At 72.4% G+C, this 21,058-nt stretch carries 21 protein-coding genes; 9 read left to right on the top strand and 12 right to left on the bottom strand.

All coding sequences use genetic code 11. The annotated features are described in order from the left end of the window. Nucleotides 1-100: 100 nt before the first annotated feature. On the top strand, nt 101-1,258 hold the full coding sequence (locus tag OIB37_RS12425) for a serine hydrolase domain-containing protein (RefSeq protein ID WP_330457645.1): 1,158 nt from the start codon (nt 101-103) through the stop codon (nt 1,256-1,258). Nucleotides 1,259-1,400: 142 nt separating this feature from the next. Here OIB37_RS12425 and OIB37_RS12420 read toward each other — a convergent pair whose 3' ends face one another. Then, nucleotides 1,401-2,423 carry an NADP-dependent oxidoreductase gene (locus tag OIB37_RS12420; protein WP_330457644.1) on the bottom strand — a complete coding sequence of 341 codons (1,023 nt, stop codon included), beginning with the start codon at nt 2,421-2,423 and terminating at the stop codon, nt 1,401-1,403. Nucleotides 2,424-2,514: 91 nt separating this feature from the next. On the opposite strand from OIB37_RS12420, the gene OIB37_RS12415 reads away from it, so the two are divergent. The 4 genes from OIB37_RS12415 to OIB37_RS12400 are packed head-to-tail and all read left to right on the top strand — an operon-like array spanning nt 2,515 to nt 6,787. After that, entirely contained in the window at nt 2,515-2,976 is a 462-nt protein-coding gene (locus OIB37_RS12415; protein ID WP_330457643.1) for a MarR family winged helix-turn-helix transcriptional regulator, read from the top strand. A 50-nt stretch (nt 2,977-3,026) separates the two neighbouring features. Continuing rightward, nucleotides 3,027-3,866, top strand: coding sequence for an EI24 domain-containing protein (locus OIB37_RS12410; protein WP_330457642.1), 840 nt, complete (start codon nt 3,027-3,029; stop codon nt 3,864-3,866). Nucleotides 3,867-3,909: 43 nt separating this feature from the next. Beyond that, complete coding sequence (locus tag OIB37_RS12405; protein WP_330457641.1) at nt 3,910-4,266, top strand: YrdB family protein; 357 nt, start codon at nt 3,910-3,912, stop codon at nt 4,264-4,266. 40 nt (nt 4,267-4,306) lie between these two features. Continuing rightward, nucleotides 4,307-6,787: a beta-glucosidase family protein gene (locus OIB37_RS12400; RefSeq protein ID WP_443058141.1), complete on the top strand. Its 2,481-nt coding sequence runs from the start codon at nt 4,307-4,309 to the stop codon at nt 6,785-6,787. Between the two features lie 190 nt (nt 6,788-6,977). Here the strand turns inward: OIB37_RS12400 and OIB37_RS12395 are convergent, their stop codons facing one another. After that, complete coding sequence (locus OIB37_RS12395; protein WP_330457639.1) at nt 6,978-7,949, bottom strand: aldose epimerase family protein; 972 nt, start codon at nt 7,947-7,949, stop codon at nt 6,978-6,980. A gap of 15 nt (nt 7,950-7,964) precedes the next feature. Continuing rightward, nucleotides 7,965-8,852 carry an SGNH/GDSL hydrolase family protein gene (locus tag OIB37_RS12390; protein WP_330457638.1) on the bottom strand — a complete coding sequence of 296 codons (888 nt, stop codon included), beginning with the start codon at nt 8,850-8,852 and terminating at the stop codon, nt 7,965-7,967. A 254-nt stretch (nt 8,853-9,106) separates the two neighbouring features. Between OIB37_RS12390 and OIB37_RS12385 the strand changes: the two genes are divergently transcribed. Continuing rightward, entirely contained in the window at nt 9,107-9,601 is a 495-nt protein-coding gene (locus OIB37_RS12385; protein WP_330457637.1) for a DUF3145 domain-containing protein, read from the top strand. 121 nt (nt 9,602-9,722) lie between these two features. Here OIB37_RS12385 and fabF read toward each other — a convergent pair whose 3' ends face one another. The 5 genes from fabF to OIB37_RS12360 all read right to left on the bottom strand — a co-directional run bounded on the left by fabF (nt 9,723) and on the right by OIB37_RS12360 (nt 14,714). After that, nucleotides 9,723-10,994, bottom strand: coding sequence for a beta-ketoacyl-ACP synthase II (fabF, locus tag OIB37_RS12380; protein ID WP_330457636.1), 1,272 nt, complete (start codon nt 10,992-10,994; stop codon nt 9,723-9,725). Nucleotides 10,995-11,080: 86 nt separating this feature from the next. Then, nucleotides 11,081-11,329 (bottom strand): acyl carrier protein, encoded by a 249-nt coding sequence (locus tag OIB37_RS12375; RefSeq protein WP_015660680.1) that lies wholly within the window; start codon nt 11,327-11,329, stop codon nt 11,081-11,083. A 106-nt stretch (nt 11,330-11,435) separates the two neighbouring features. Beyond that, the gene (locus OIB37_RS12370) at nt 11,436-12,467 is read right to left on the bottom strand and encodes a ketoacyl-ACP synthase III (protein WP_330457635.1); all 1,032 of its coding nucleotides are present in this window, start codon (nt 12,465-12,467) and stop codon (nt 11,436-11,438) included. Between the two features lie 22 nt (nt 12,468-12,489). Then, on the bottom strand, nt 12,490-13,416 hold the full coding sequence (locus OIB37_RS12365; RefSeq protein ID WP_330457634.1) for an ACP S-malonyltransferase: 927 nt from the start codon (nt 13,414-13,416) through the stop codon (nt 12,490-12,492). Nucleotides 13,417-13,505: 89 nt separating this feature from the next. After that, the gene (locus OIB37_RS12360; protein ID WP_330457633.1) at nt 13,506-14,714 is read right to left on the bottom strand and encodes a PucR family transcriptional regulator; all 1,209 of its coding nucleotides are present in this window, start codon (nt 14,712-14,714) and stop codon (nt 13,506-13,508) included. A gap of 129 nt (nt 14,715-14,843) precedes the next feature. On the opposite strand from OIB37_RS12360, the gene OIB37_RS12355 reads away from it, so the two are divergent. Continuing rightward, nucleotides 14,844-15,497, top strand: a complete 654-nt coding sequence (locus tag OIB37_RS12355) for a pirin family protein (protein ID WP_330461826.1) — start codon at nt 14,844-14,846, stop codon at nt 15,495-15,497. Between the two features lie 23 nt (nt 15,498-15,520). Here OIB37_RS12355 and OIB37_RS12350 read toward each other — a convergent pair whose 3' ends face one another. Next, on the bottom strand, nt 15,521-16,342 hold the full coding sequence (locus tag OIB37_RS12350) for a serine hydrolase domain-containing protein (RefSeq protein WP_330457632.1): 822 nt from the start codon (nt 16,340-16,342) through the stop codon (nt 15,521-15,523). 101 nt (nt 16,343-16,443) lie between these two features. Between OIB37_RS12350 and OIB37_RS12345 the strand changes: the two genes are divergently transcribed. After that, nucleotides 16,444-16,908: a MerR family transcriptional regulator gene (locus tag OIB37_RS12345; RefSeq protein ID WP_330457631.1), complete on the top strand. Its 465-nt coding sequence runs from the start codon at nt 16,444-16,446 to the stop codon at nt 16,906-16,908. Continuing rightward, nucleotides 16,905-17,921, top strand: coding sequence for an aldo/keto reductase (locus OIB37_RS12340; RefSeq protein ID WP_330457630.1), 1,017 nt, complete (start codon nt 16,905-16,907; stop codon nt 17,919-17,921). Before OIB37_RS12345 ends, OIB37_RS12340 begins: the two co-directional genes overlap by 4 nt. A 91-nt stretch (nt 17,922-18,012) precedes the next feature. Here the strand turns inward: OIB37_RS12340 and OIB37_RS12335 are convergent, their stop codons facing one another. The 3 genes from OIB37_RS12335 to OIB37_RS12325 all read right to left on the bottom strand — a co-directional run bounded on the left by OIB37_RS12335 (nt 18,013) and on the right by OIB37_RS12325 (nt 21,031). After that, complete coding sequence (locus OIB37_RS12335) at nt 18,013-18,867, bottom strand: DUF4429 domain-containing protein (protein ID WP_330457629.1); 855 nt, start codon at nt 18,865-18,867, stop codon at nt 18,013-18,015. Nucleotides 18,868-18,933: 66 nt separating this feature from the next. Then, nucleotides 18,934-20,154, bottom strand: a complete 1,221-nt coding sequence (locus OIB37_RS12330; protein WP_330457628.1) for an alpha/beta hydrolase — start codon at nt 20,152-20,154, stop codon at nt 18,934-18,936. Nucleotides 20,155-20,404: 250 nt separating this feature from the next. Next, nucleotides 20,405-21,031 (bottom strand): TetR family transcriptional regulator, encoded by a 627-nt coding sequence (locus tag OIB37_RS12325; RefSeq protein ID WP_330457627.1) that lies wholly within the window; start codon nt 21,029-21,031, stop codon nt 20,405-20,407. Between the last annotated feature and the right edge of the window lie 27 nt (nt 21,032-21,058).

Here is a 21,058-nt window from a genome sequence, read left to right as displayed (position 1 = left end):
AACGGGTACGTCTCGCCGTACACGAACCCGGGAATGTCCGGCGCCGGACCGGAATTGCGCGAGAGGGAACGGCGAGCAGCGGATCGGCCGAGGAGAGCGGATGACGCAGCAGATCACCGTCCAGGGCACGGTTGCCGAGGGTTACGAGGCGGTGCGCGAGGAGTTCGCCGCCTTCGTCGCCGGTGAACGGGACGACTACGAGGGCCAGTTGTGCGCCTACGTGCACGGCCGGCGGGTCGTCGACCTATGGGCGGGCCCGGATGCCGGCGGGGACTCGCTGTACGGCGTGTTCTCCTCCACCAAGGGTGCCGCGCATCTCGTCGTGGCCCTGCTGGTCCAGGACGGCACGCTGGAGCTGGACCGCAGAGTCACCTACTACTGGCCGGAGTTCGGCGTCGAGGGCAAGGGCGCGCTGACCCTGCGCGAGGTGCTGGCGCACCGCGCCGGACTGGTCGGCACCGACGCCGGCTTCAGCACGGCCGAGCTGGCCGACGACCGCGCGCTCGCCGAACGGCTCGCCGACCAGCGGCCGTTCTGGCGGCCGGGAGCGGCGTTCGGCTACCACGCCCTGGTGATCGGCGCCCTGGCCGGCGAGGTCGTCCGGCGCGCGACCGGCCGTACGCTCCAGGAGCTGTACGAGGAGCGCGTCCGCGCCCCCTACGGCCTGGACTTCCACCTCGGCCTGCCGGCCTGCCACGAGCCCCGCTTCCGTACGACCCTGCCGATGCTGGCGACCCCGGAGCAGCAGGCGGTGCTCGACGCGCAGCCGACCGGGCCGCACACCCTCACCGCGATCGCCTACAACCTGCACGCGGCCGAGCCCACCGACCTCGCGCTCCTGCCGAACGACCCCGCCGTCCGCGCGGGCGGCCCCGCCTCGGTGGGCGGTGTCGCCTCGGCGCGCGGGCTGGCCGGGATGTACGCGGCGGTCATCAGCGAGGTCGACGAGCAGGCGCCGCTGCTGAAGGAGGACACGATCGCGGAGTTCGGGCAGCCGCACTCGGTCGGCCACGACCTGGTGGCCCGCACCCACAAGTCGTTCGGTATCGGCTTCCAGGCCACGGCCGACACCTGGCACCCCTTCCTGGGCGCCGGCACGATCGGCCACAGCGGCGCGGCCGGCTCGCAGGCCTTCGCCGACCCCCGCGCCGGCCTCGCCTACGGCTACACCCGCCGCCGCTGCGCCTTCCCGGGCGGAGCGGCCCCGGAGAACGACCGGCTGGCGGGTGCGGTGCACAGGGCGGCGTCGGCAGGCTGAGGGGCGGTGCGGACGAGTCACCGCGGGCGCCGGGCACGGCGGCCGGCCCGCCGCCCGACGGCAGGGGCCCGCCGACCGCCGCTGTTCCTGCGCGTCGCACCCGCGGGAGCGCGTGGCCCCCGCAGACGGACGCGGCCGGAGATCAGGCCTTGACGATCATCTTGCCGATGTTGTCGCCGCGCAGTACGCCGAGGAACGCCTCCACCATGTTCTCGATGCCGTCGACGACCGTCTCGCGGTACTTCAGCGCGCCCGAGGCGACCCAGGGGCCGACCTGGTCGATGAACAGCGGCTGCATGTCGTAGTGGTCGCCCACCAGGAAGCCCTCCATCCGGCCGCGCGTCTGGATCAGCCGGGCGAGGTTGACCGGGCCGGGGGCGGGCTCGGTGTTGTTGTAGACGGAGATCATGCCGCAGACGGCGATCCGGCCGTGCAGGTTGAGGGAGCCGATGGCGGCTTCCAGGTGGTCCCCGCCGACGTTGTCGAAGTACACGTCGATGCCGTCGGGCGCGGCCGCGCGCAGCTGCTCGGCGACCGGGCCCTTCTTGTAGTTGAACGCGGCGTCGAAGCCGTACTCCTCCAGCAGCAGCTGGACCTTCTCGTCCGAGCCGGCCGAGCCGATGACCCGTGAGGCGCCCATGAGCTTGGCGAGCTGCCCGACCTCGCTGCCGACGGCACCCGCGGCGCCGGACACGAACACGGTGTCGCCCTCCTTGAAGCCGGCGACGCGCAGCAGACCGGCGTAGGCGGTCAGACCGGTCATGCCGAGGACGCCGAGGTACGTCGACAGCGGCGCGAGGGCGCCGTTGACCTTGACGGCGTTCTTCACGTCCACGGCCGCGTACTCGCGCCAGCCGAGGAAGTGCAGGACGTGCTCACCGACCTCGAAGCCCGCGACGTCGGAGGCGACGATCTCACCGACCGTGCCGCCTTGCATGACCTTGCCCAGCTCGAAGGGGGCGGCGTAGGACTTGGCCGCACTCATTCGGCCGCGCATGTACGGGTCCACCGAGAGGTACAGGTTCCGCACGAGGACCTGACCCTCACCGGCGACCGGCATGGGCGCCTCGACCAGGGCGAAGTCCTCGGGCTTCGGCCAGCCGACCGGACGCTTGATCAGGTGCCACTCGCGGTTGACGGCGGGGAGGGCGGGGGACTCGGGCATGGTGCGTGACCTTCCTCATTTACTTCATTACCTGAAACAACCATGCTCCTAAATATTTCACGATGTCAAGTAACCGGCTATCCTGGACGTCATGTCCTCCGCGTCGTCCCCGTCCCGCCCGCCGGCCCCGTCCACCCGCCGCGTCGACCCCCTGACCATGGAGGTCGTCGAACTGATCGGCGAGGTCGTGGCCCGCTTCTACGCGGACTACGAGGAGGCGGCCGGAGCGCACGCCCTCACCGGCCCCCAGGCGCGCCTGCTCAGCCTGCTCGCGCTGGAACCCCTCCCGATGCGCAAGCTCGCCCAGAAGCTGAAGTGCGAGCCCTCCAACGTCACCGGCATCGTCGACCGCCTGGAGACCCGCGGCCTGGTCGAGCGCCGCCCCGACCCCAACGACCGCCGGGTGAAGCTCGCCGCCCCCACCGACGAGGGCCTGCGGGTCGCCCGCGACCTGCGCGAGGGCCTGCACTTCGCCCGCGAACCCCTGGCCGGCCTCTCCGCCGAGGAGCGCGGCTCCCTCAGGGACCTGCTGCGGCGCATGCTCGACGCCTGACACACGTTCGCCACACAGCACGGCCGAACCCGCCCGGTAGAGTCACCCGCATGCGTGATCTCGGGGCGGGGTTCGGTTATCTCCTGCAGGGCCAGCGATGGGTCGGCCGGCACGGCCGGCAGTTCGGTCTCGGCCTGCTGCCCGGACTGATCACGCTCGTCCTGTACACGGGCGCCCTGGTCGCGCTCGCGCTCTGGGGACAGGACGCGGTCGCGTGGGCGACCCCGTTCGCCGACGACTGGTCCAGCCCCTGGCAGGGCCTGTTCCGCGGCCTCCTCACCGTCGTGCTCTTCGCCCTCGGGCTGCTGCTGGCCGTCCTTACCTTCACGGCCGTCACCCTCCTGGTCGGCCAGCCTTTCTACGAGAACCTGTCGGAGAAGGTCGACGAGGACCTCTCGCCCGACGGCACGGCCCCGCGCTCGGAGCTGCCCCTGTGGCGCGAGATCTGGGTCTCCGCGCGCGACAGCCTGCGCATCCTGGTGCGGGCCGTCCTGTGGGGCGTGCTGCTCTTCGCGCTCGGCCTGCTGCCCTTCGTCGGGCAGAGCGTCGTCCCGGTGATCGGCTTCTTCGTCACCGGCTTCTTCCTCACCGAGGAACTGACCGCCGTCGCCCTCCAGCGCCGGGGCGTGGACCTGCGCGCCCGCCTCACCCTGCTCCGGTCCCGCAAGACCCTGGTCTGGGGCTTCGGTACCCCCCTCGGCCTGGCCTTCCTGGTTCCCTTCGTCGCCGTCTTCCTGATGCCGGGCGCGGTCGCCGGCGCCACCCTCCTGGCCCGGGACCTGCTGGGCGAGGAGAGCGCCGGGGAGGATCGCGCGGGGGATCTCGCGGGGGAGGAGTCCGCCGACGCGGACTCCTCGGACTCCGCGGGCGGAGCGCGGGCCAACCGCTGAAATCCGTGGCGGGGACGCCCGCCCGCAGGTCATACTCCCCGCCGTGAAGACAGTGCGGAACGTCAGCCTCGGCGTCGTGTTCCTGACCGAACTCGGCGTCCTCGGCGCCGTCGCCTACTGGGGATACGGCCTCCTCGACACCGGTGCCTTCGCCTTCGCCGTGCTCGCGCCGGCCGTCCTCGGTGAACTCTGGGCGCTGTTCGGCTCCCCGAAGGCGAGGTTCACGCTGCGGGGCACGCCCCGCGTCGTCTTCGAAGTGCTCTGGTTCGGCGCGGGCGTGGCCGCGCTGTACGCCGCGGGACAGCACGCCTGGGCGCTCGCCCTCGGGCTCGTGTGCGCGGTGAGCAAGACCCTCGCGGCCGGCTGGACCCGGCGGCGGCCGGCCCCCGTGGCGGATTGACGCTCCCGGTCCCGACTCGTTCGGCGGTGTCCTGGGCAGGATGGAAGGCGCCCATGGACTTCGACGAGGAGGTACGGGCGTGGTGGACACCGGGAAACCGTCGGCGGCGGACGAGGCCCGCGAGGCGGTCGTGGAGGCGGCGCTGCGGCGGCTCGACCTCGACGCCAAGACCCGGCTGCTGGCGGGCCAGGACACCTGGAGCCTGCCCGCGCTGTCGGAGATCGGACTGCGGTCCCTGGTCATGTCCGACGGTCCCATCGGCGTGCGGGGCGTGCGCTGGACCGCCGACGACCCCTCCGTCGCGCTGCCGTCGCCGACGGCGCTCGCCGCCACCTGGGACCCCTCGCTCGCCCACCGCGCGGGCGTCCTGCTGGCCCAGGAGGCCCGCCGCAAGGGCGTTCACGTCCTGCTCGCCCCGACCGTCAACCTGCACCGCTCCCCGCTCGGCGGCCGCCACTTCGAGGCCTACAGCGAGGACCCCCACCTCACCGGCCGCATCGGCACCGGATACGTGCGCGGCGTCCAGTCCGGCGGCGTCGGCACCACCGTCAAGCACTTCGTCGCCAACGACGCCGAGACCGAGCGCTTCACCGTCGACAACCAGGTCCCCGAACGCGCCCTGCACGAGCTGTACCTGGCCCCCTTCGAGGCGATCGTCTCCGGCGCCCGCCCCTGGGGCGTCATGACCGCCTACAACACGGTCAACGGCACGACCATGACCGAACACCACCACCTGGTCGGCGAAGTCCTGCGCGGCACCTGGGGATTCGACGGGATCAACGTCTCCGACTGGTCGGCCGCCCGCGACACCGCCCGCGCCCTGCGCGGCGGCCTCGACATCGCCATGCCGGGCCCCCGTACCGTCTACGGCGACGCCCTCGCCGCGGCCGTCCGCGACGGCAGGGCCGACGAGGCCGACGTCGACGCGGCCGTACGCAGGGTGCTCCGCCTCGCGGCCCGCGTCGGCATCCTGAGGGGCGCCGAGCCCGCCGTCACCGAGCCGCCCGCACCGGTCGACGGGGAGGCCCTGGCCCGCGAGATCGCCCGCCGCTCCTTCGTCCTCGTCCGCAACGAACGCGGCGCGCTCCCGCTGAAACCCGGCACCGTAGCCCTGATCGGCGCCGCCGCCCGCGACGCCCGCATCCTCGGCGGCGGCTCCGCCACCGTCTTCCCGCCCCGGACCGTCTCCCCTCTGGACGGCCTCACCGCCGCCCTCCCCGAAGGCACCCTCAGCTACGCCGTCGGCGCCGACCCGGCCACCGAACTGGCCACCGCCGGACGGGGTTTCACCCTCCGGGCCGTCTGCCGTGACGCCGCCGGCACCGTCATCGGCACCGGCTCCGCGCCGAGCGGCCACATCCAGTGGATGGGCTCCGACCTCCCCGACGGCGTCCGCCACGACAACCTCCACACCGTCGAACTCACCGGCACCCTCACCCCGCGCGAGTCCGGCCCGCACACCTTCGGCATCAAGGGCAAGGGCGCCTTCACCCTCACCGTCGACGGCACGACCTACTACGACGGCGTCCAACGCCCCGACGGAAAGGACCCGTTCGGAGCGCTCTTCAACGCCCCCGTGCCCCGCGCCCAGGCCGAACTCACCGCGGGCGAGCCCGTCACCGTCTCCCTGACCCACACCGTCCAGGTCCCCGACGACAGGCCCCTGAGGGTCATCACCTTCGCCCTCGCCCACGCCGCCCCGCGCCGCGACCCCGACGAGCTGATCGCCGAGGCCGTCGAGACCGCCAGGAACGCCGACACGGCCGTCGTCGTGGTCGCCACCACCGACCGCGTCGAGTCCGAGGGCTTCGACCGCGCCGACCTGCGCCTGCCCGGCCGCCAGGACGACCTGGTCCGCGCCGTCGCCGCCGCCAACCCCCGCACCGTCGTGGTCGTCAACTCCGGGTCCCCCGTCGAACTGCCCTGGCGCGACGAGGTGGCCGCCGTGCTGCTGACCTGGTTCCCCGGCCAGGAGGGCGGCGCCGCCCTCGCCGACGTGCTGACCGGCGCCCACGAGCCCGGCGGCCGGCTCCCCACCACCTGGGGCTCCCTCGCCGACGCTCCCGTCACCCAGGTCGTCCCCGTGGCCGGCGAACTGCCCTACACCGAGGGCGTCTTCATCGGCTACCGCGCCTGGGAGAAGGCCGGCCGCACCCCCGCCTACCCCTTCGGCCACGGCCTCGGCTACACCGACTGGACCTACGAGTCCCTGGACGCCGACGGCACCACCGTCCGCGTCCGCCTCCGCAACACCGGCGAGCGGCCGGGCCGTGAGGTCGTCCAGGTCTACCTCTCCCCGGCCGAGCCCGACCCCGAGCGCCCGGCGCGCTGGCTGGCCGGCTTCGCGGGCGCCGAGGCCGGGCCCGGCGAGAGCGTCGAGGTGAGCGTCGAACTGCCCCGCCGCGCCTTCGAGATCTGGGACGAGAAGGTGAAAGCGTGGGCCTTTGTGAAAGGTTCGTACGAGATCACGGCCGGACGCTCGATCGTCGACCGAAGGCTCGCCGCGCGGATTAACGTCTGATCCGGGACAAGTCCCCCACGAGCAGCCCCGGTCCGGTCCTGACGCCGGACCGGGGCTATGACTCCGCCCCGCCCCCGCCCCGCCGCGGCGGTCCGGCTAGGGCCTTTCTTCCGGATCAGGCCGGCTCCGGTCTGCGGTGCCTTCTGGCCGGCCAGACCCCGCGACCCCGGCAAGATCCGGAAGAGAGGCCCTAGCGGGCCGAGAAGCCGTACACCGTCTCCGACCTGTACACCTGGCCCGGCCGCAGCTCCGTGCTCGGGAAGTCCGGGCGGTTGGGGGAGTCCGGGAAGTGCTGGGTCTCCAGGGCGATCCCGTCCCCGGGGGCGAAGGGCGCGGCCAGATGGTCGGCGGTGTAGAGCTGCAGGCCCGGCTCGGTCGTGGACACCGTGAGCACCCGCCCGGAGCCCGGGTCGTACAGCTCGGCCACCTCCTCGGCCCGCTCGGTGACCCCCTTGTCCAGCACGAAGTTGTGGTCGTAGCCGGAGCCGGTCTCGCGGGCCGTACGGAAGTCGAAACGGGACCCCGTCACGTCCGCCGGGGCCCCGGCGGGGATCAGGTCGCCGTCGACCGGGGTGTACCGGGAGGCGGCGAGGCGCAGTTCATGGCCGCCCGCGTGCCCGGAGCCGGCCAGGTTCCAGTACGAGTGGTTGGTGAGGTTGAGGATCGTCGGGGCGTCCGTGACCGCCTCGTAGGCGATCCGCAGCGCGCCCGACGCGTCCAGCGTGTACGTCGCCGCCACCGTGAGCCGCCCCGGGAAGCCCTCCTCGCCGTGCGGGCTGACCCGGCTCAGCCGCAGCCCGTTCTCGACCGGCTCCACCTGCCACACCCGCCGGTCGAACCCGCGCTCGCCGCCGTGCAGCGAGTTGGGGCCGTTGTTCCGGGCGAGCGCGTACGTCCAGCCGTCCAGCGGGAAACGGCCGCCCGCGATGCGGTTGGCGTACCGGCCCACCAGGGCACCGAGATACGGCCCCGGATGCTCCAGATAGCCGTCGAGGCCGGGGAAGCCCAGCACCACGTCGGCCGTGCGCCCCTCCCGGTCCGGCACCTCGACCGACTGCACGATCCCGCCGTACGACAGGACCCGCACCCGCACCCCGCCGCGCTCCAGCGTCCAGCGGTGGACCGGAGTGCCGTCGGAAAGTGTGCCGAAAAGTTCACTCATGTGGGAAAGCGTAGGTCACGGTCTGCGTGCCGTGACCGTGCGGTAGGCGATCTCGGCGAGCCGTGCCTGGCCGGTCCTGCTCGGGTGGAACCAGTCCCAGTGGCTGAGCTGCCCGGTGTCGAAGCGGTAGTCGAAGACGGCGTTGCCGTCGAAGCGGCAGCGGCGGTCCTTCGCGCAGACCTCCCGCAGCACCGCGTTGTACTCCTCCACCCGCCGCTGCACCTTCTCCCGGCGCAGCGCGGCCGTGTCGGTCAGGTCGTCCGCGTCACCCAGCATCGACGGGCAGATGCCCAGCTTCCACACCTGCTTGCCCAGCGGGTCCATGCGCCCTTTCGACCACAGCCGCTTCAGGTTCGGCACGCTCGCCACGTACACCTGTGTCTTCGGCAGCGCCGTCCGCAGCGCGCTCAGCGCCTTCTCGAAGTCCGCGCGGAAGCCGGCCACGGACGTCATCGACGACACCGAGGCGCGGCAGGCGTCGTTGGCGCCCGCCATCACCGTCACCAACTCCGGTCTGCGGGCCACCGCCTGCTCCATCTGGCCCGGCAGGTCGGCCATCCGGGCGCCGGTCACCGCGTAGTTCCAGCTGCGCTCCGCCGCGCCCGTCACCCCGAGCAGCCGCACGGCCAGGCTGTCCACCCCGGCGTCGCTGCCCGTCGCCCACGACACCTCGGGGCAGTCCGAGAACACCGTGCAGGCGTCGAAGCCGCGCGTGATGGAGTCACCCACCGCCGCGATCGAGTCAGGGCTGCGGTTCCACACCGGCACGGGCTTCGGCGCGGAACGGGTCGCGCCCGTACCGGAATCCCGTGCGCCGTCACCGCCGAAGGCGCCGCACCCCGTGGCCAGCACGGCCGCCGTCACGACGGCGAGGACGGCCCGCGTCTGGCCTCGTCTGCGCATCCCGGCTGATCCCCTCGCTCGTCGCTGCAGTGCTCCCCCCCATAACAACGCGCGGGAGTTCCCGCACGGGCGCCCTGCGGCGGCGCACCCCCGTACAAGCGTCCCCCTGGGTGAATGGCGGAGGTTCCTGACGCCGGGACCGACGGTACGTCACACTCCTTGCACCGCCGCAGGGTAGCCTCGCCATGAACGCGGCCGTGGCGCCACTGCCGCCGGCCCGTCCGCAAGATGTCCCGCTCTGCCCGGAGGTTACGGTGACGACACGTGGAGTTCTGTACGTGCACTCCGCGCCGCGCGCGCTGTGCCCGCACGTCGAGTGGGCCGTCGCCGGGGTGCTCGGCACGCGCGTCAACCTCGACTGGATCCGGCAGCCCGCGGCCCCCGGCACCTGGCGTTCGGAGTTCTCCTGGCAGGGCCAGGCCGGCACCGCCTCCAAGCTCGCCTCCGCCCTGCGCGGCTGGCACCTGCTCCGCTTCGAAGTCACCGCCGAGCCGTGCCCCAGCGCCGAGGGCGAGCGCTACAGCTGCACCCCCGACCTCGGCATCTTCCACGCCGTCACCGGCATCCACGGCGACATCCTGATCCCCGAGGACCGCCTGCGCGCGGCCCTGCTGCGCAGCCGGCGCGGGGAGACGGACCTGGAGGCCGAGCTGTCCAAGCTGCTGGGCAAGCCGTGGGACGACGAGCTGGAGCCGTTCCGCTACGCGGGCGAGGGCGCTCCCGTCCGCTGGCTGCACCAGGTCGTCTGAGCACACGGACCAGCTCTCACCCGGACACGAACCCGGACACGAACCCGGATACGGACCCGGACATGGACCCGGACACGGGAAAGGGCCCCCACCGGCTGGTGGGGGCCCTTTCCCGACGTTCTCAGATGGTGCGGAACGCCAGCACGACGTTGTGGCCGCCGAAGCCGAACGAGTCGTTCAGCGCGGCGATGCGGCCCTCGGCGGGCAGCTTGCGCGCCTCACCGCGGACGATGTCGGCGGTGGCCTCGGCCTCGGGGTCGAGGTTCTCGACGTTGATGGTCGGCGGGGCGATCCGGTTGTAGAGGGCGAGGACGGTCGCGACCGACTCGACACCTCCGGCGCCGCCGAGCAGGTGACCGGTCATCGACTTGGTGCCGGAGACCGCGAAGTGGTCCGCGTCGTCGCCGAACACCTTGCGCAGCGCCTTCAGTTCGGCCACGTCACCGGCCGGCGTCGAGGTGGCGTGCGCGTTGACGTGCACGATCTCGGCCGGGTTCAGGTCGGTGTTGTCCATCAGGTTCTGCAGGGCGTGCGCGATGCCGCGGCCCTCCGGCTCCGGCTGCACGATGTCGTGGCTGTCGGCCGAGATGCCCTGGCCGACGGCCTCCGCGTAGACGCGGGCGCCACGCTTGGCGGCGTGCTCGGCGGACTCCAGGACCAGGACGCCGGCGCCCTCACCGAGGACGAAACCGTCACGGGAGATGTCGTAGGGGCGCGAGGCACCCTGTGGGTCGTCGTTGTTCTTGGACATCGCCATCATGTTGCCGAAGGCGGCGATGGGCAGCGGGTGGATGGCCGCCTCGGTGCCACCGGCGACGACGACGTCGGCGCGGCCCGTGCGGATCATCTCGATGGCGTAGCCGATGGCCTCGGCGCCGGAGGCGCAGGCGGAGACCGGGGTGTGCACACCGGCGCGGGCGCCCACGGCCAGGCCCACGTTGGCGGACGGGCCGTTCGGCATCAGCATCGGCACGGTGTGCGGGGAGACGCGGCGTACGCCCTTCTCCTTCAGCACGTCGTACTGGTCGAGCAGGGTCGTCACACCGCCGATGCCGGAGGCGATGACCGCGCCCAGCCGGTCGGGGTCGACACTGCTGTCGTCGCCGGCCCTGTCGGTGAAACCGGCGTCCGCCCAGGCCTCCTTGGCCGCGATCAGCGCGAACTGCGCCGAGCGGTCCAGGCGGCGGGCCTGCGGGCGCGGGATGACCTCGCCCGGCTCCACGGCGATCTGCGCCGCGATACGGACCGCCTGCTCGGCGGCCCACTCCTGCTCGAGGGGACGGACACCGGACTTGCCGGCGATCAGCCCCTCCCAGGTGGAAGCTACGTCGCCACCCAGCGGTGTGGTTGCGCCGATACCGGTGACGACCACGGTGCGATTGGTCGGGCTCACGGGAACTCTTTCTCCAACGGATGCGGGATTCAGCGGCGCCACCGCCGGGTGGCGGGGCCTTGCAGCCTCAGGACCTAAAGGGTGGCTCAGGCCTGGTGCTTGAGGATGTAGTCCGTGGCGTCGCCGACGGTCTTGAGGTTCTTGACGTCCTCGTCCGGGATCTTGACGTCGAAGCGCTCTTCGGCGGCGACGACGACCTCGACCATGGACAGCGAGTCGACGTCCAGGTCGTCGGTGAAGGACTTGTCCAGCTGGACGTCCTCAACCGGGATGCCGGCGATCTCGTTCACGATGTCGGCGAGACCGGCGACGATCTCTTCCTGAGTGGCGGCCATGTCAGGCGCTCCTTCTTCGATGTTCCAGACGGTTTTACAGCGCCCACCGCGTCAGCGGCAGGTGAGGTGGCACATGTCCCGGATCGCATGATCCGGCACGGAGTGCCTAGGGGAGGGTAACGACCGTGGCGGCGTAGACGAGACCCGCCCCGAATCCGATGACGAGCGCGGTGTCGCCGCTCTTCGCCTCGCCGGTCGCCAGAAGCCGCTCCATCGCGAGCGGGATCGAGGCGGCCGAGGTGTTGCCGGTGGTGCGCACGTCACGGGCGACCGTCACGCTCTCCGGCAGCTTCAGGGTCTTCACCATCGAGTCGATGATCCGCATGTTGGCCTGGTGCGGGATGAAGACGTCCAGGTCGTCCGAGGTGATCCCGGCCGCGTCCAGCGCCTGCTGGGCGACCTTCGCCATCTCGAACACGGCCCAGCGGAACACCGCCTGGCCCTCCTGCGTGATCGCAGGGAACTTGACGTTGCCCTCGGAGTCCAGGGGCAGTTCGGACACGTCGCCGATGTGGAAACGGTCCCAGGTGACGGTCTGCTTGATGGTCTCGGACTTGTCGCCCTCCGAGCCCCAGACCGTCGGGCCCATCGCCGGCTCCTTGGAAGGGCCGACCACGACCGCGCCGGCGCCGTCACCGAACAGGAAGGCCGTCGCGCGGTCCTCCAGGTCGGTCAGGTCGCTGAGGCGCTCCACGCCGATGACGAGCACGTACTCGGCGGAACCTTCCACCACCATGCCCTTGGCGAGGGTGAGGCCGTAGCCGAAGCCCGCGCAGCCGGCCGAGATGTCGAAGGCGGCCGCCTTGTTCGTGCCGAGCTTGTCGGCGATCGAGGTGGCGACGGCCGGGGTCTGGCTGAAGTGCGAGACCGTCGAGACGACCACGGCACCGATCTGCTCCGCGTCGATCCCCGCGTCCGCGATGGCCTTGCCGGCCGCCTCGACGGACATCGCGGCGACCGTCTCCTCGGGGCCCGCCCAGTGCCGGGTCTCGATGCCGGAACGCGAACGGATCCACTCGTCGGACGAGTCGATCTTCTCGAGGATCACCTCGTTGGGCACGACCCGGACCGGCCGGTAACCGCCGACTCCGAGGATGCGCGCGTACGGGGCGCCCTTACTGGGCTTGATCTTCGACATGTTCGGTACGGCTCCTTAGGCGTCAGGCGTTGGCGTGCTCGGTGATGAGCTCGCGCGCCGCGTCGAGGTCGTCGGGGGTCTTCAGGGCGAGCGTGCGCACCCCGGGCAGGGCGCGCTTGGCCAGACCCGTCAGGGTGCCGCCCGGGCACACCTCGATGAGCGTGGTGACGCCCAGCTCCTTGAACGTCTCCATGCACAGGTCCCAGCGGACCGGGTTGGCGACCTGGCCGACGAGCCGCTCCAGCACCTCGGTGCCGGTGGCGACGGCCTTGCCGTCCTTGTTGGAGACGTAGGTGACGGTCGGGTCGGCGGGCGCGAGCTTGGCTGCGGCCGCGGCCAGCACCTCCACGGCGGGCGCCATGTGGTGCGTGTGGAAGGCGCCGGCCACCTGCAGCGCGACGACCTTGCGGACGCCCTCGGGCTTGTCGTCGTTCAGCGCGGCCAGCTGCTCCAGCGTGCCCGCGGCGACGATCTGGCCCGCGCCGTTGATGTTGGCCGCGGTCAGGCCCAGCTTCTCCAGGTGCGCGACGGACACCTCGGGGTCGCCGCCGAGCAGCGCGGACATGCCGGTCCGGGTGATCGAGGCGGCTTCGGCCATGGCCAGGCCGCGGGTGCGGACGAGGCCGAGCGCGGCCGTGTCGTCCAGCACACCGGTGATCGCCGCGGCGGTGATCTCGCCGACGCTGTGGCCCGCGACCGCCCCGGCGGCGGCAAGCGCCCCGGTACCGAGTGCCGAGGCCGACAGGATGCCCGCGGCGACCAGCAGCGGCTGGGCCACCGAGGTGTCGCGAATGGCGTCGGCGTCGGCCTGGGTGCCGTAGTGGGCGAGGTCCAGGCCGATGGCCTCGGACCACGCGGCGACGCGGTCGGCGGCGCCGGGGAGGTCGAGCCAGGGGGTCAGGAAGCCGGGCGTCTGAGCGCCCTGGCCGGGAGCGACGAGTACGAGCACTCTCACACTCTCTCTTGGGGACGGCCACGGCCGCCCGTGGGGACAGGGACGAAGAACACGTAGGGCTTTTGTGGGCCCCCGACAAAAAGCTAGAGCTGGACGTCTCCATCGGTCAGACGCCCCAGGATCAGGGCGATCCGCAGCGTGAACGCGGATCGTACATCGGAGGGTGACCAACCCGTGACGTCAGTCACACGTCGGAGCCGGTAGCGCACGGTGTTCGGGTGAACGAAGAGCATCCGGGCGGCGCCCTCCAGGCTGCTCGCCTGTTCCAGATAGACGCTCAAGGTCTCCAGGAGCGCCGACCCCGCTTCCTCCAGCGGTCTGTAGATCTCCTCCACCAGCTGCTCGCGTGCGCCCGGATCGCCCGCGATGGCACGCTCGGGCAGCAGATCGTCGGCCAGCACCGGCCGCGGCGCGTCCTGCCAGGCCGTACACGCCTTCAGGCCCGCGGCGGCGGCCTGCGCGGACCGCGTGGCGGCGAGCAGATCGGGTACGACGGGCCCGGCGACGACCGGCCCCGCGGCGAACGGCCCGATCAGCGACCTGGCCACGGCGAGCGGATTCGGGTTGCCGCCGGCGATGACCACCAGCCGGTCCCCGAGCACCCCCGTGAGCACCTGGAGCTTGGCGTGCCGGGCGGCCCGCCGGATGGCCTCGACGGTCAGCTCGCTGTCCCCTTCGGGCGCGGTCCCGAGGACGACGCACACGTTGTCCGGGGAGTTCCAGCCGAGCGCCGCGGCCCGGCTGACGGCCCCCTCGTCCGCCTCGCCGCTGAGCACCGCGTTGACCACCAGCGACTCCAGCCGCGCGTCCCAGGCTCCGCGTGCCTCGGCGGCCTGGGCGTACACCTGGGCGGTGGCGAAGGCGATCTCCCGGGCGTACACCAGCAGCGCCTCGCGCAGCACGCGCTCGTCACCGGGGGCGGCGACCTCGTCGATCGCGCTCTCCATGACCTCGATCGTGGTCCGCACCATCTCCACGGTCTGCCGCAGGGTGATGGCCCGGGTCAGCTCGCGCGGCGCGGTGCCGAACACGTCGGTCGAGATGGCCTGCGGGGCGTCCGGGTACCGGAACCACTCGGTGAAGGCGGCGATGCCCGCCTGGGCCACGAGTCCGATCCAGGAGCGGTTCTCCGGTGGCATCGCCCGGTACCACGGGAGGGTCTCGTCCATCCGTGCGATGGCCTGCGCGGCGAGCGTCCCGGAGGACTTCTCCAGCCGTTTCAGCGTCGCCGTGTGCGGGTGGACGGGGCGTACTGCTGCGGGTTCGCTGTGGTGGGATTCGGGTTCGGGCACGTGGACAAGACTGCCTTATCCGGACGGGACCGTGTGCCGCCGGGTCGGCGTGAAGCCCCCACCGGGCCTGCGGGGGTGTTCCGCACGGTCTGTGAGGGCGGTCGTGCGCGGTCTACCGTGGTGGGCGTGATGGATGTACGGCGCGCTGGTGAGCGCTACCCCGGCGGGGACCCGGAGGCCGGGATCGCCTCCCGGCACGCCTTCTCCTTCGGCCCGCACTACGACCCCGGCAACCTGCGCTTCGGCGCGGTGATCGCCTGCAACGAGGAGCGGCTCGCACCCGGCGCCGGCTTCGACGAACATCCGCACAGCCACACGGAGATCGTGACCTGGGTCGTCGAGGGCGAACTCACCCACCGCGACTCCACGGGCCACGAGACGAGGGTCCGCCCCGGAGACGTCCAGCACCTCAGCGCCGCGGCGGGCGTCCGGCACGTGGAACGCAACGAGGGCACGCTGCCGCTGACCTTCGTGCAGATGTGGCTGGCCCCCCTGAAGCCCGGCGGCGAACCCTCCTACGAGATCATCCGTGGCATCGCCGACTCCACCCCGTACGCCGTCCCGGGCGCGGGGGCGATGCTGCACGTGCGCCGCCCGGCGCCGGGGGAGCGGACCGCCGTGCCGGACGCCGCGTACGTGTACGCACAGGTGGTCCACGGACGGGTCCGGCTGGCCGGCGAGACCCTGGGCCCGGGGGACTCGGCCCGGATCACGGGGGCGGAGGGGCTGGAGCTGGAGGGCGTCGAGCCCGCGGAGGTGCTGCTGTGGGAGATGACGGGGTAGCGGCGGGCGGGCACCCGGTCGGCTCAGCCCCGCAGCTCCGTGAGGACCGCGTCCGTCAGGACCGGCCACGCCTCGACGGCCCAGGGTCCGAAGGCGCGGTCGGCCAGCGCGACGGCGGCCACCCCCGCGTCCGGGTCGACCCACAGGAAGGTACCGGCCTGGCCGAAGTGGCCGAAGGTGCGCGGTGAGGACGAACCGCCCGTCCAGTGGGGCGACTTGGAGTCGCGGATCTCGAAGCCCAGCCCCCAGTCGTTGGGGCTCTGGTGGCCGTACCCGGGCAGGACGCCCTTCGTCCCCGGGAACTGCACGGTCATCGCCTCGGCGACCGTACGCGGATCCAGCAGACGCGGCGCCTGCACCTCCGCCGCGAACCGCAGCAGGTCCTCCACGCTCGAGACCCCGTCCTTCGCCGGCGACCCCTCCAGCGACGTGGACGTCATCCCGAGCGGCTCCAGCACCGCCTGTCGCAGATACTCCCCGAACGGGATGTCCGTCGCCTTGGCGATGTGGTCCCCGAGCTGCTCGAACCCGGCGTTGGAGTACAGCCGCCGGTCCCCGGGAGGAGCCATCACCCGGTGCTCGTCGAAGGCGAGTCCGGAGGTGTGCGCGAGGAGATGGCGGACCGTGGCCCCGGGCGGACCGGCCGGCTCGTCCAGCTCGATCGCCCCCTCCTCGTACGCGACGAGCGCCGCGTAAGCTGCCAGCGGCTTGGTCACCGAGGCCAGCGGAAAGCGGTGCCCGACGGTCCCATGGGTCCCGATGACGGTCCCGTCGGCTCGTACGACACCCGCCGCGGCGGTGGTGACCGGCCAGTTCTCGATCAGCGCCAAGCTCTGCAACGACATGCGGCGAGCCTATGTGCCGCCGCGCCCCCGTCGCACCAGGGGTCGACTCCGGCCGGAATCCGCTTGCTTGGAGTGCACTCGAAGGTCATAGCGTGGGGGCCATGACGGTGATGCAGACCACGCCCCTGGCCGCCGGGCAGACCGCCCCCGACCACATCTGCTCCGCCCCGCCCAGGCGCCACCCCCGGCCCGAGGGACAGGACCGCTACACGATCAGCGAGGTCGTCGCCTTCACCGGACTGACCGCGCACACCCTGCGCTGGTACGAGCGGATCGGCCTGATGCCGCACATCGACCGCTCGCACACCGGCCAGCGCCGCTACCGCAACCGGGACCTGGACTGGCTGGACTTCGTGACCAAGCTGCGCCTGACCGGCATGCCGGTGGCGGACATGGTCCGGTACGCGGAGCTGGTGCGGGAGGGGGAGAGCACCTACCTGGACCGGCAGGCCCTGCTGGAGTCGACCCGCAGGGACGTGCTGGCCCGGATCGGCGAACTGCGTGACACGCTCGCCGTGCTCGACCGCAAGATCAGTTTCTACGCGATGGAGGGGAACACCCGATGACCGACGCCACGATCCCTACGGTACGACTCGGCACAGGCGGACCGGAGGTCGGCGTACAGGGGCTCGGCTGCATGGGCATGAGCTTCGGCTACGGCCCCTCGGACGCGGACGCGTCGCGGGCCGCGCTCGAACGGGCGCTGGAGCTCGGCGTGACGCTGTACGACACGGCGGACGCGTACGGCGCCGGTGAGAACGAGCGGTTCCTCTCCCCCTTCTTCAAGGCGCACCGCGACGAGGTGGTCATCGCCACCAAGTTCGCCCTCGCCATCCCGCCGGAGGACCCGACGAAGCGGATCATCCGCAACGACGCCCCGTACATCCGCGAGGCGGTCGAGGCCAGCCTGCGGCGGCTCGACGTCGACGTGATCGACCTCTACTACATGCACCGCCGCGACGTGAACGTCCCCATCGAGGAGACCGTCGCCGTCATGGCCGAGCTGGTGCGCGAGGGCAAGGTCAAGCAGCTGGGCCTGAGCGAGGTCACGGCCGAGGAGCTGCGCGCCGCGCACGCCGTCCACCCCATCGCCGCCGTGCAGTCGGAGTGGTCCCTGTTCAGCCGGGACATCGAGGCGCACGTGGTCCCGGCGGCGCGCGACCTGGGCGTGACCCTGGTGCCGTACTCCCCGCTGGGCCGCGGCTTCCTCACGGGCTCCTTCGCCGACGCCGGCAAGGACCTCACCGCCGGCGACTTCCGCCGTCAGCATCCCCGCTTCACCGGTGCCAACGCCACCGCCAACGTCTCGCTCCTCGCCCCGGTCCGTGAGCTGGCCGCGGCCCACGAGGTCACCCCCGGGCAGATCGCCCTGGCCTGGGTCCACCAGCGTGCGGCCGTGCACGGCCTCCCCGTCGCCCCCATCCCGGGCACCCGCAAGCCGAGCCGGGTGGAGGAGAACGTGGCGGCGACGGCCATCACGCTCTCGGACGCGGAACTGTCCCTGCTCGAACCGATCGCGGAGAAGGTGGCGGGCGACCGTTACGCGGACATGACGTTCACCTCGGCCGGAAGGGAGTAGCGCCCCGGGCCCGGCGTCCCGCTTCCGGTGGACGCCGGCTGCCCGGCTGCCCGGCTGCCCGGCTCGCGGCTGCCGGGCAGCCCGGTTCCGGCTAAAGCTCGGCGAGCAGCTCGGCCTTCTTGGAGGAGAACTCCTCGTCGGTCACCAGCCCGGCCTGGTGCAGCTCCCCGAGGTGCCGGATCCGTTCGGCGATGTCGGCCGGATCCCTCCGCGCCGGCGCGGGGGCCACCGGTACCGGCCCCCGCGCGCGCAGCGCCGCCAGCACCGCCGCCGCGAACGGCAGCGACTCGTGCACCGGCCCGTACCCGAGTCCGAAGACGACGGCCGCCGGGTCCTGGTCGGCCGGTACGGCCTCGGCCGACTCGGCGGAGCGCAGCAGCAGCCGCAGATGCCCCTCGAACACCTCGGGCGACCGCCATTCCACCCCGCTGAGGTCCGCGACGGCGAAGCTCTGGTCGCCGGCCTTCCACTTCGCCGACGACGCGCCCGTCCACGACCACCGGAACTGCACGGTGGTGCCGTCGAAGGACGCCTTCCCGTCGTACGCCTTGAAGTGCAGCGGCGCCGCGGGTGCGTCGACCAGGTACCGGTCGACGGGACCCGATCCGGACTCGGCGAGCAGGCCCTTCAGCTCGTCGGCGTAGTACTCGGCGAGGGTCTCCCGCTCGGCCGGCAGCACCAGCCGGTACGGGTCGGATCCCTCGCGCAGCTGCCCGGCCGCCGCGTCCATCAGCGGGTCGGCGCCGGCGCGCGGCGCGAGGCGCAGGACGACCGTGCCGCGCTTGCCCGGGGTGAGGGTCACGCCGTCCACCGCGGACAGCGGGACGCGTCGCTCACCCAAGGCCTGAAACAGTTTCGGTGTTCGAATCCCCCGTTCGTAACGGATGAGCACGGAGTCGGATTCGAACTCCCAGACGGCATGAAAACCCGCCAGTACGTCACCCATGCGGCTCATCGTATGCGGCACATGCTCCTCCGTCGCCACCCGCGCAGACCGCACTTCCTGCTGTTTCTACGCGCGTCCGGACGGCGCCGCGTCCGGCACACCGGTCCGGCACGCGTCTTTCTCCTGGGCGCACGTCACCGCGTCGAACGCGCCCACGCCGATGTCGGCGAGGTTGCGCAGGCTGTCCGTACCTGGCTGGAAGTAGCCACTGTGCCCCTGGGCGTCGTGCGCGGACAGCACCCGCGCGCCGAACGCCGGGGCCACCGGGTCGGCGCCGTGCCCGAGGCCGCCGACCTCCAGGTACGGCACGTCCTGCACCCAGTCGGAGGCGTCCCGCATCGCCCACAGGCGGGCGGAGGTGCGCAGGTGGGCGGCCTTGGCGACGCGCATGCCGGGGCTCGCGGCCACCGCTATGTCGCTCACCCGGCCGGGCATCCCGTGGGCGGCCACCCCGCAGAGCACCGAGCCGTAGCTGTGGCAGAACATCGACACCGGGGCCCGGCCGGGCAGGGCGCGCAGCAGCGCGTTCAGCCGGACGGCGCCGTCCTCGGCGCGCATCGCGGTGGCCGCGTCGACGCCGAGCCCGTCGGGCGAGGTGTAGTCGGCCCAGGCGATCACGGCCGTACGGGTCGAGGGGCCGGCCTGCCGTTCGGCCGCGTAGAGGGCCTTGGCCATGCCGACCGGGGCGGTGTACTCGCGGTTCGTCTTCTGGAAGGTGAGCAGGTCGGTGTCGACGCCGGGGACGACGACGGAGATCCGCTCCGCCCGGTCGAGATCGCCGAACACCTCGGCGACACGGCCCGAGCCCTCGGGGTCGAAGGCCAGGATGTGCCGGCCGGAGCGCATGAACGCCTCGTAGCGGTGCATGCGGCGGCTCGCGTCCTGCTGCCCGGCCGCGCTGAGCCGGCTGTCGTGCATGCGCTCGCGCTCGACGTCGCGCGCCTGCTCCAGCGCGATGCGGTTGGCGCGGTAGCGCAGGGGTACGGGGGCGCCGTTCATGTTGCCGACGGCCAGCGGGAAGCGGTGGGCCAGGCTGTCGCGCTCGTGCGGGGTCAGCGAGGCGAAGAAACGGGAGAGCTCGGCGGGTGTGGCCTGCGGGTCCGGCAGGCGCGGACCGCCGCGGACACTGCCGCGCTCCCACTGGGAGAGCGAGGACTGCAGGGCGGTCGAATCCCGGTGCGTGCGCAGCGCGGTCCAGCCGGTCGTCGCGAGCATCACGAACACGACGGCCAGCGCCAGCGTTGCGCGCCAGACGAGGAGCTGCGGGGAGAGGCGGAAGGGAATCACTGGGAGGACACACTAGGAGAACGGGAGGGACTCGGGGGTACCGAGTGACAGGTATCACGTTTCGCGAAGCGATGGACGATGTGCGAGCGATCTCCGTCGAGGTGCCAACGATTTCAGGTGCCGGTCCGGTTCCCGGTCAGGCGGTGCGTACGGATTCGGTCGCGGCGCGCGACCCCGCTGCGGGACGGCCGCCCGCCGCCCGTCCGCGTGGCGCGCCGGTGTCCCGCCCGGGAAGCGTGCCCATGCCCGCTCAGGTGGCGCGCCAGTGCCCGATGAGCGCGGGCCCCACCTGATCGAGGTACGACGCGGTGAGCGCGCGGATCGCCTCCAGGCTGAAGTCGTCGCCCGTGCTCCAGCGGCGCTCGGTGACCCTTATCACCCCGCCGAAGACGGCCACGGCCAGCCGCGGCCGCGGGTCGGTGTCCACGTCGACACCCTCCCGTTCGGCGAGCAGCCGGGCGATGGTCTCCTCGGTCGCCGCCGAGCGGCGCAGGTGGGCGGCGAGCAGCGCGGGCGTCGACTCGATCGTGCGGTACATCCGCAGGTACAGCTCGACCGGCACGGCCGACTCGACCGTCTCCCGGATCGCGTCCCAGCCCTCCAGCACCGCCTGCCGCAGCGCCTCCATCGGCGCCTCCCGCGCCGGGCGGGCCCGCACCGCCGCCACGAAGTGCGCCTCGGTCATCTCCTGGACGGCGAAGGCCGCGTCCTCCTTGCCGGCGAAGTAGCGGAAGAAGGTGCGCTGCGAGACGTCCACGGCCTCGGCGATCTCGTCGACCGTGGTGCGCTCGTAACCCCGCGTGGTGAACAGTTCGAGGGCGGCCAGCAGCAGCGCCTCGCGCGTACGCCGCTTCTTGCGCTCGCGCAGCGACTCCATGACTTTCTCCCCGTGAACGTGCTTCCG

Source organism: Streptomyces sp. NBC_00820 (assembly GCF_036347055.1).
GTDB lineage: Bacteria > Actinomycetota > Actinomycetes > Streptomycetales > Streptomycetaceae > Streptomyces.
This window is presented reverse-complemented; position numbering and strand designations above follow the sequence as displayed.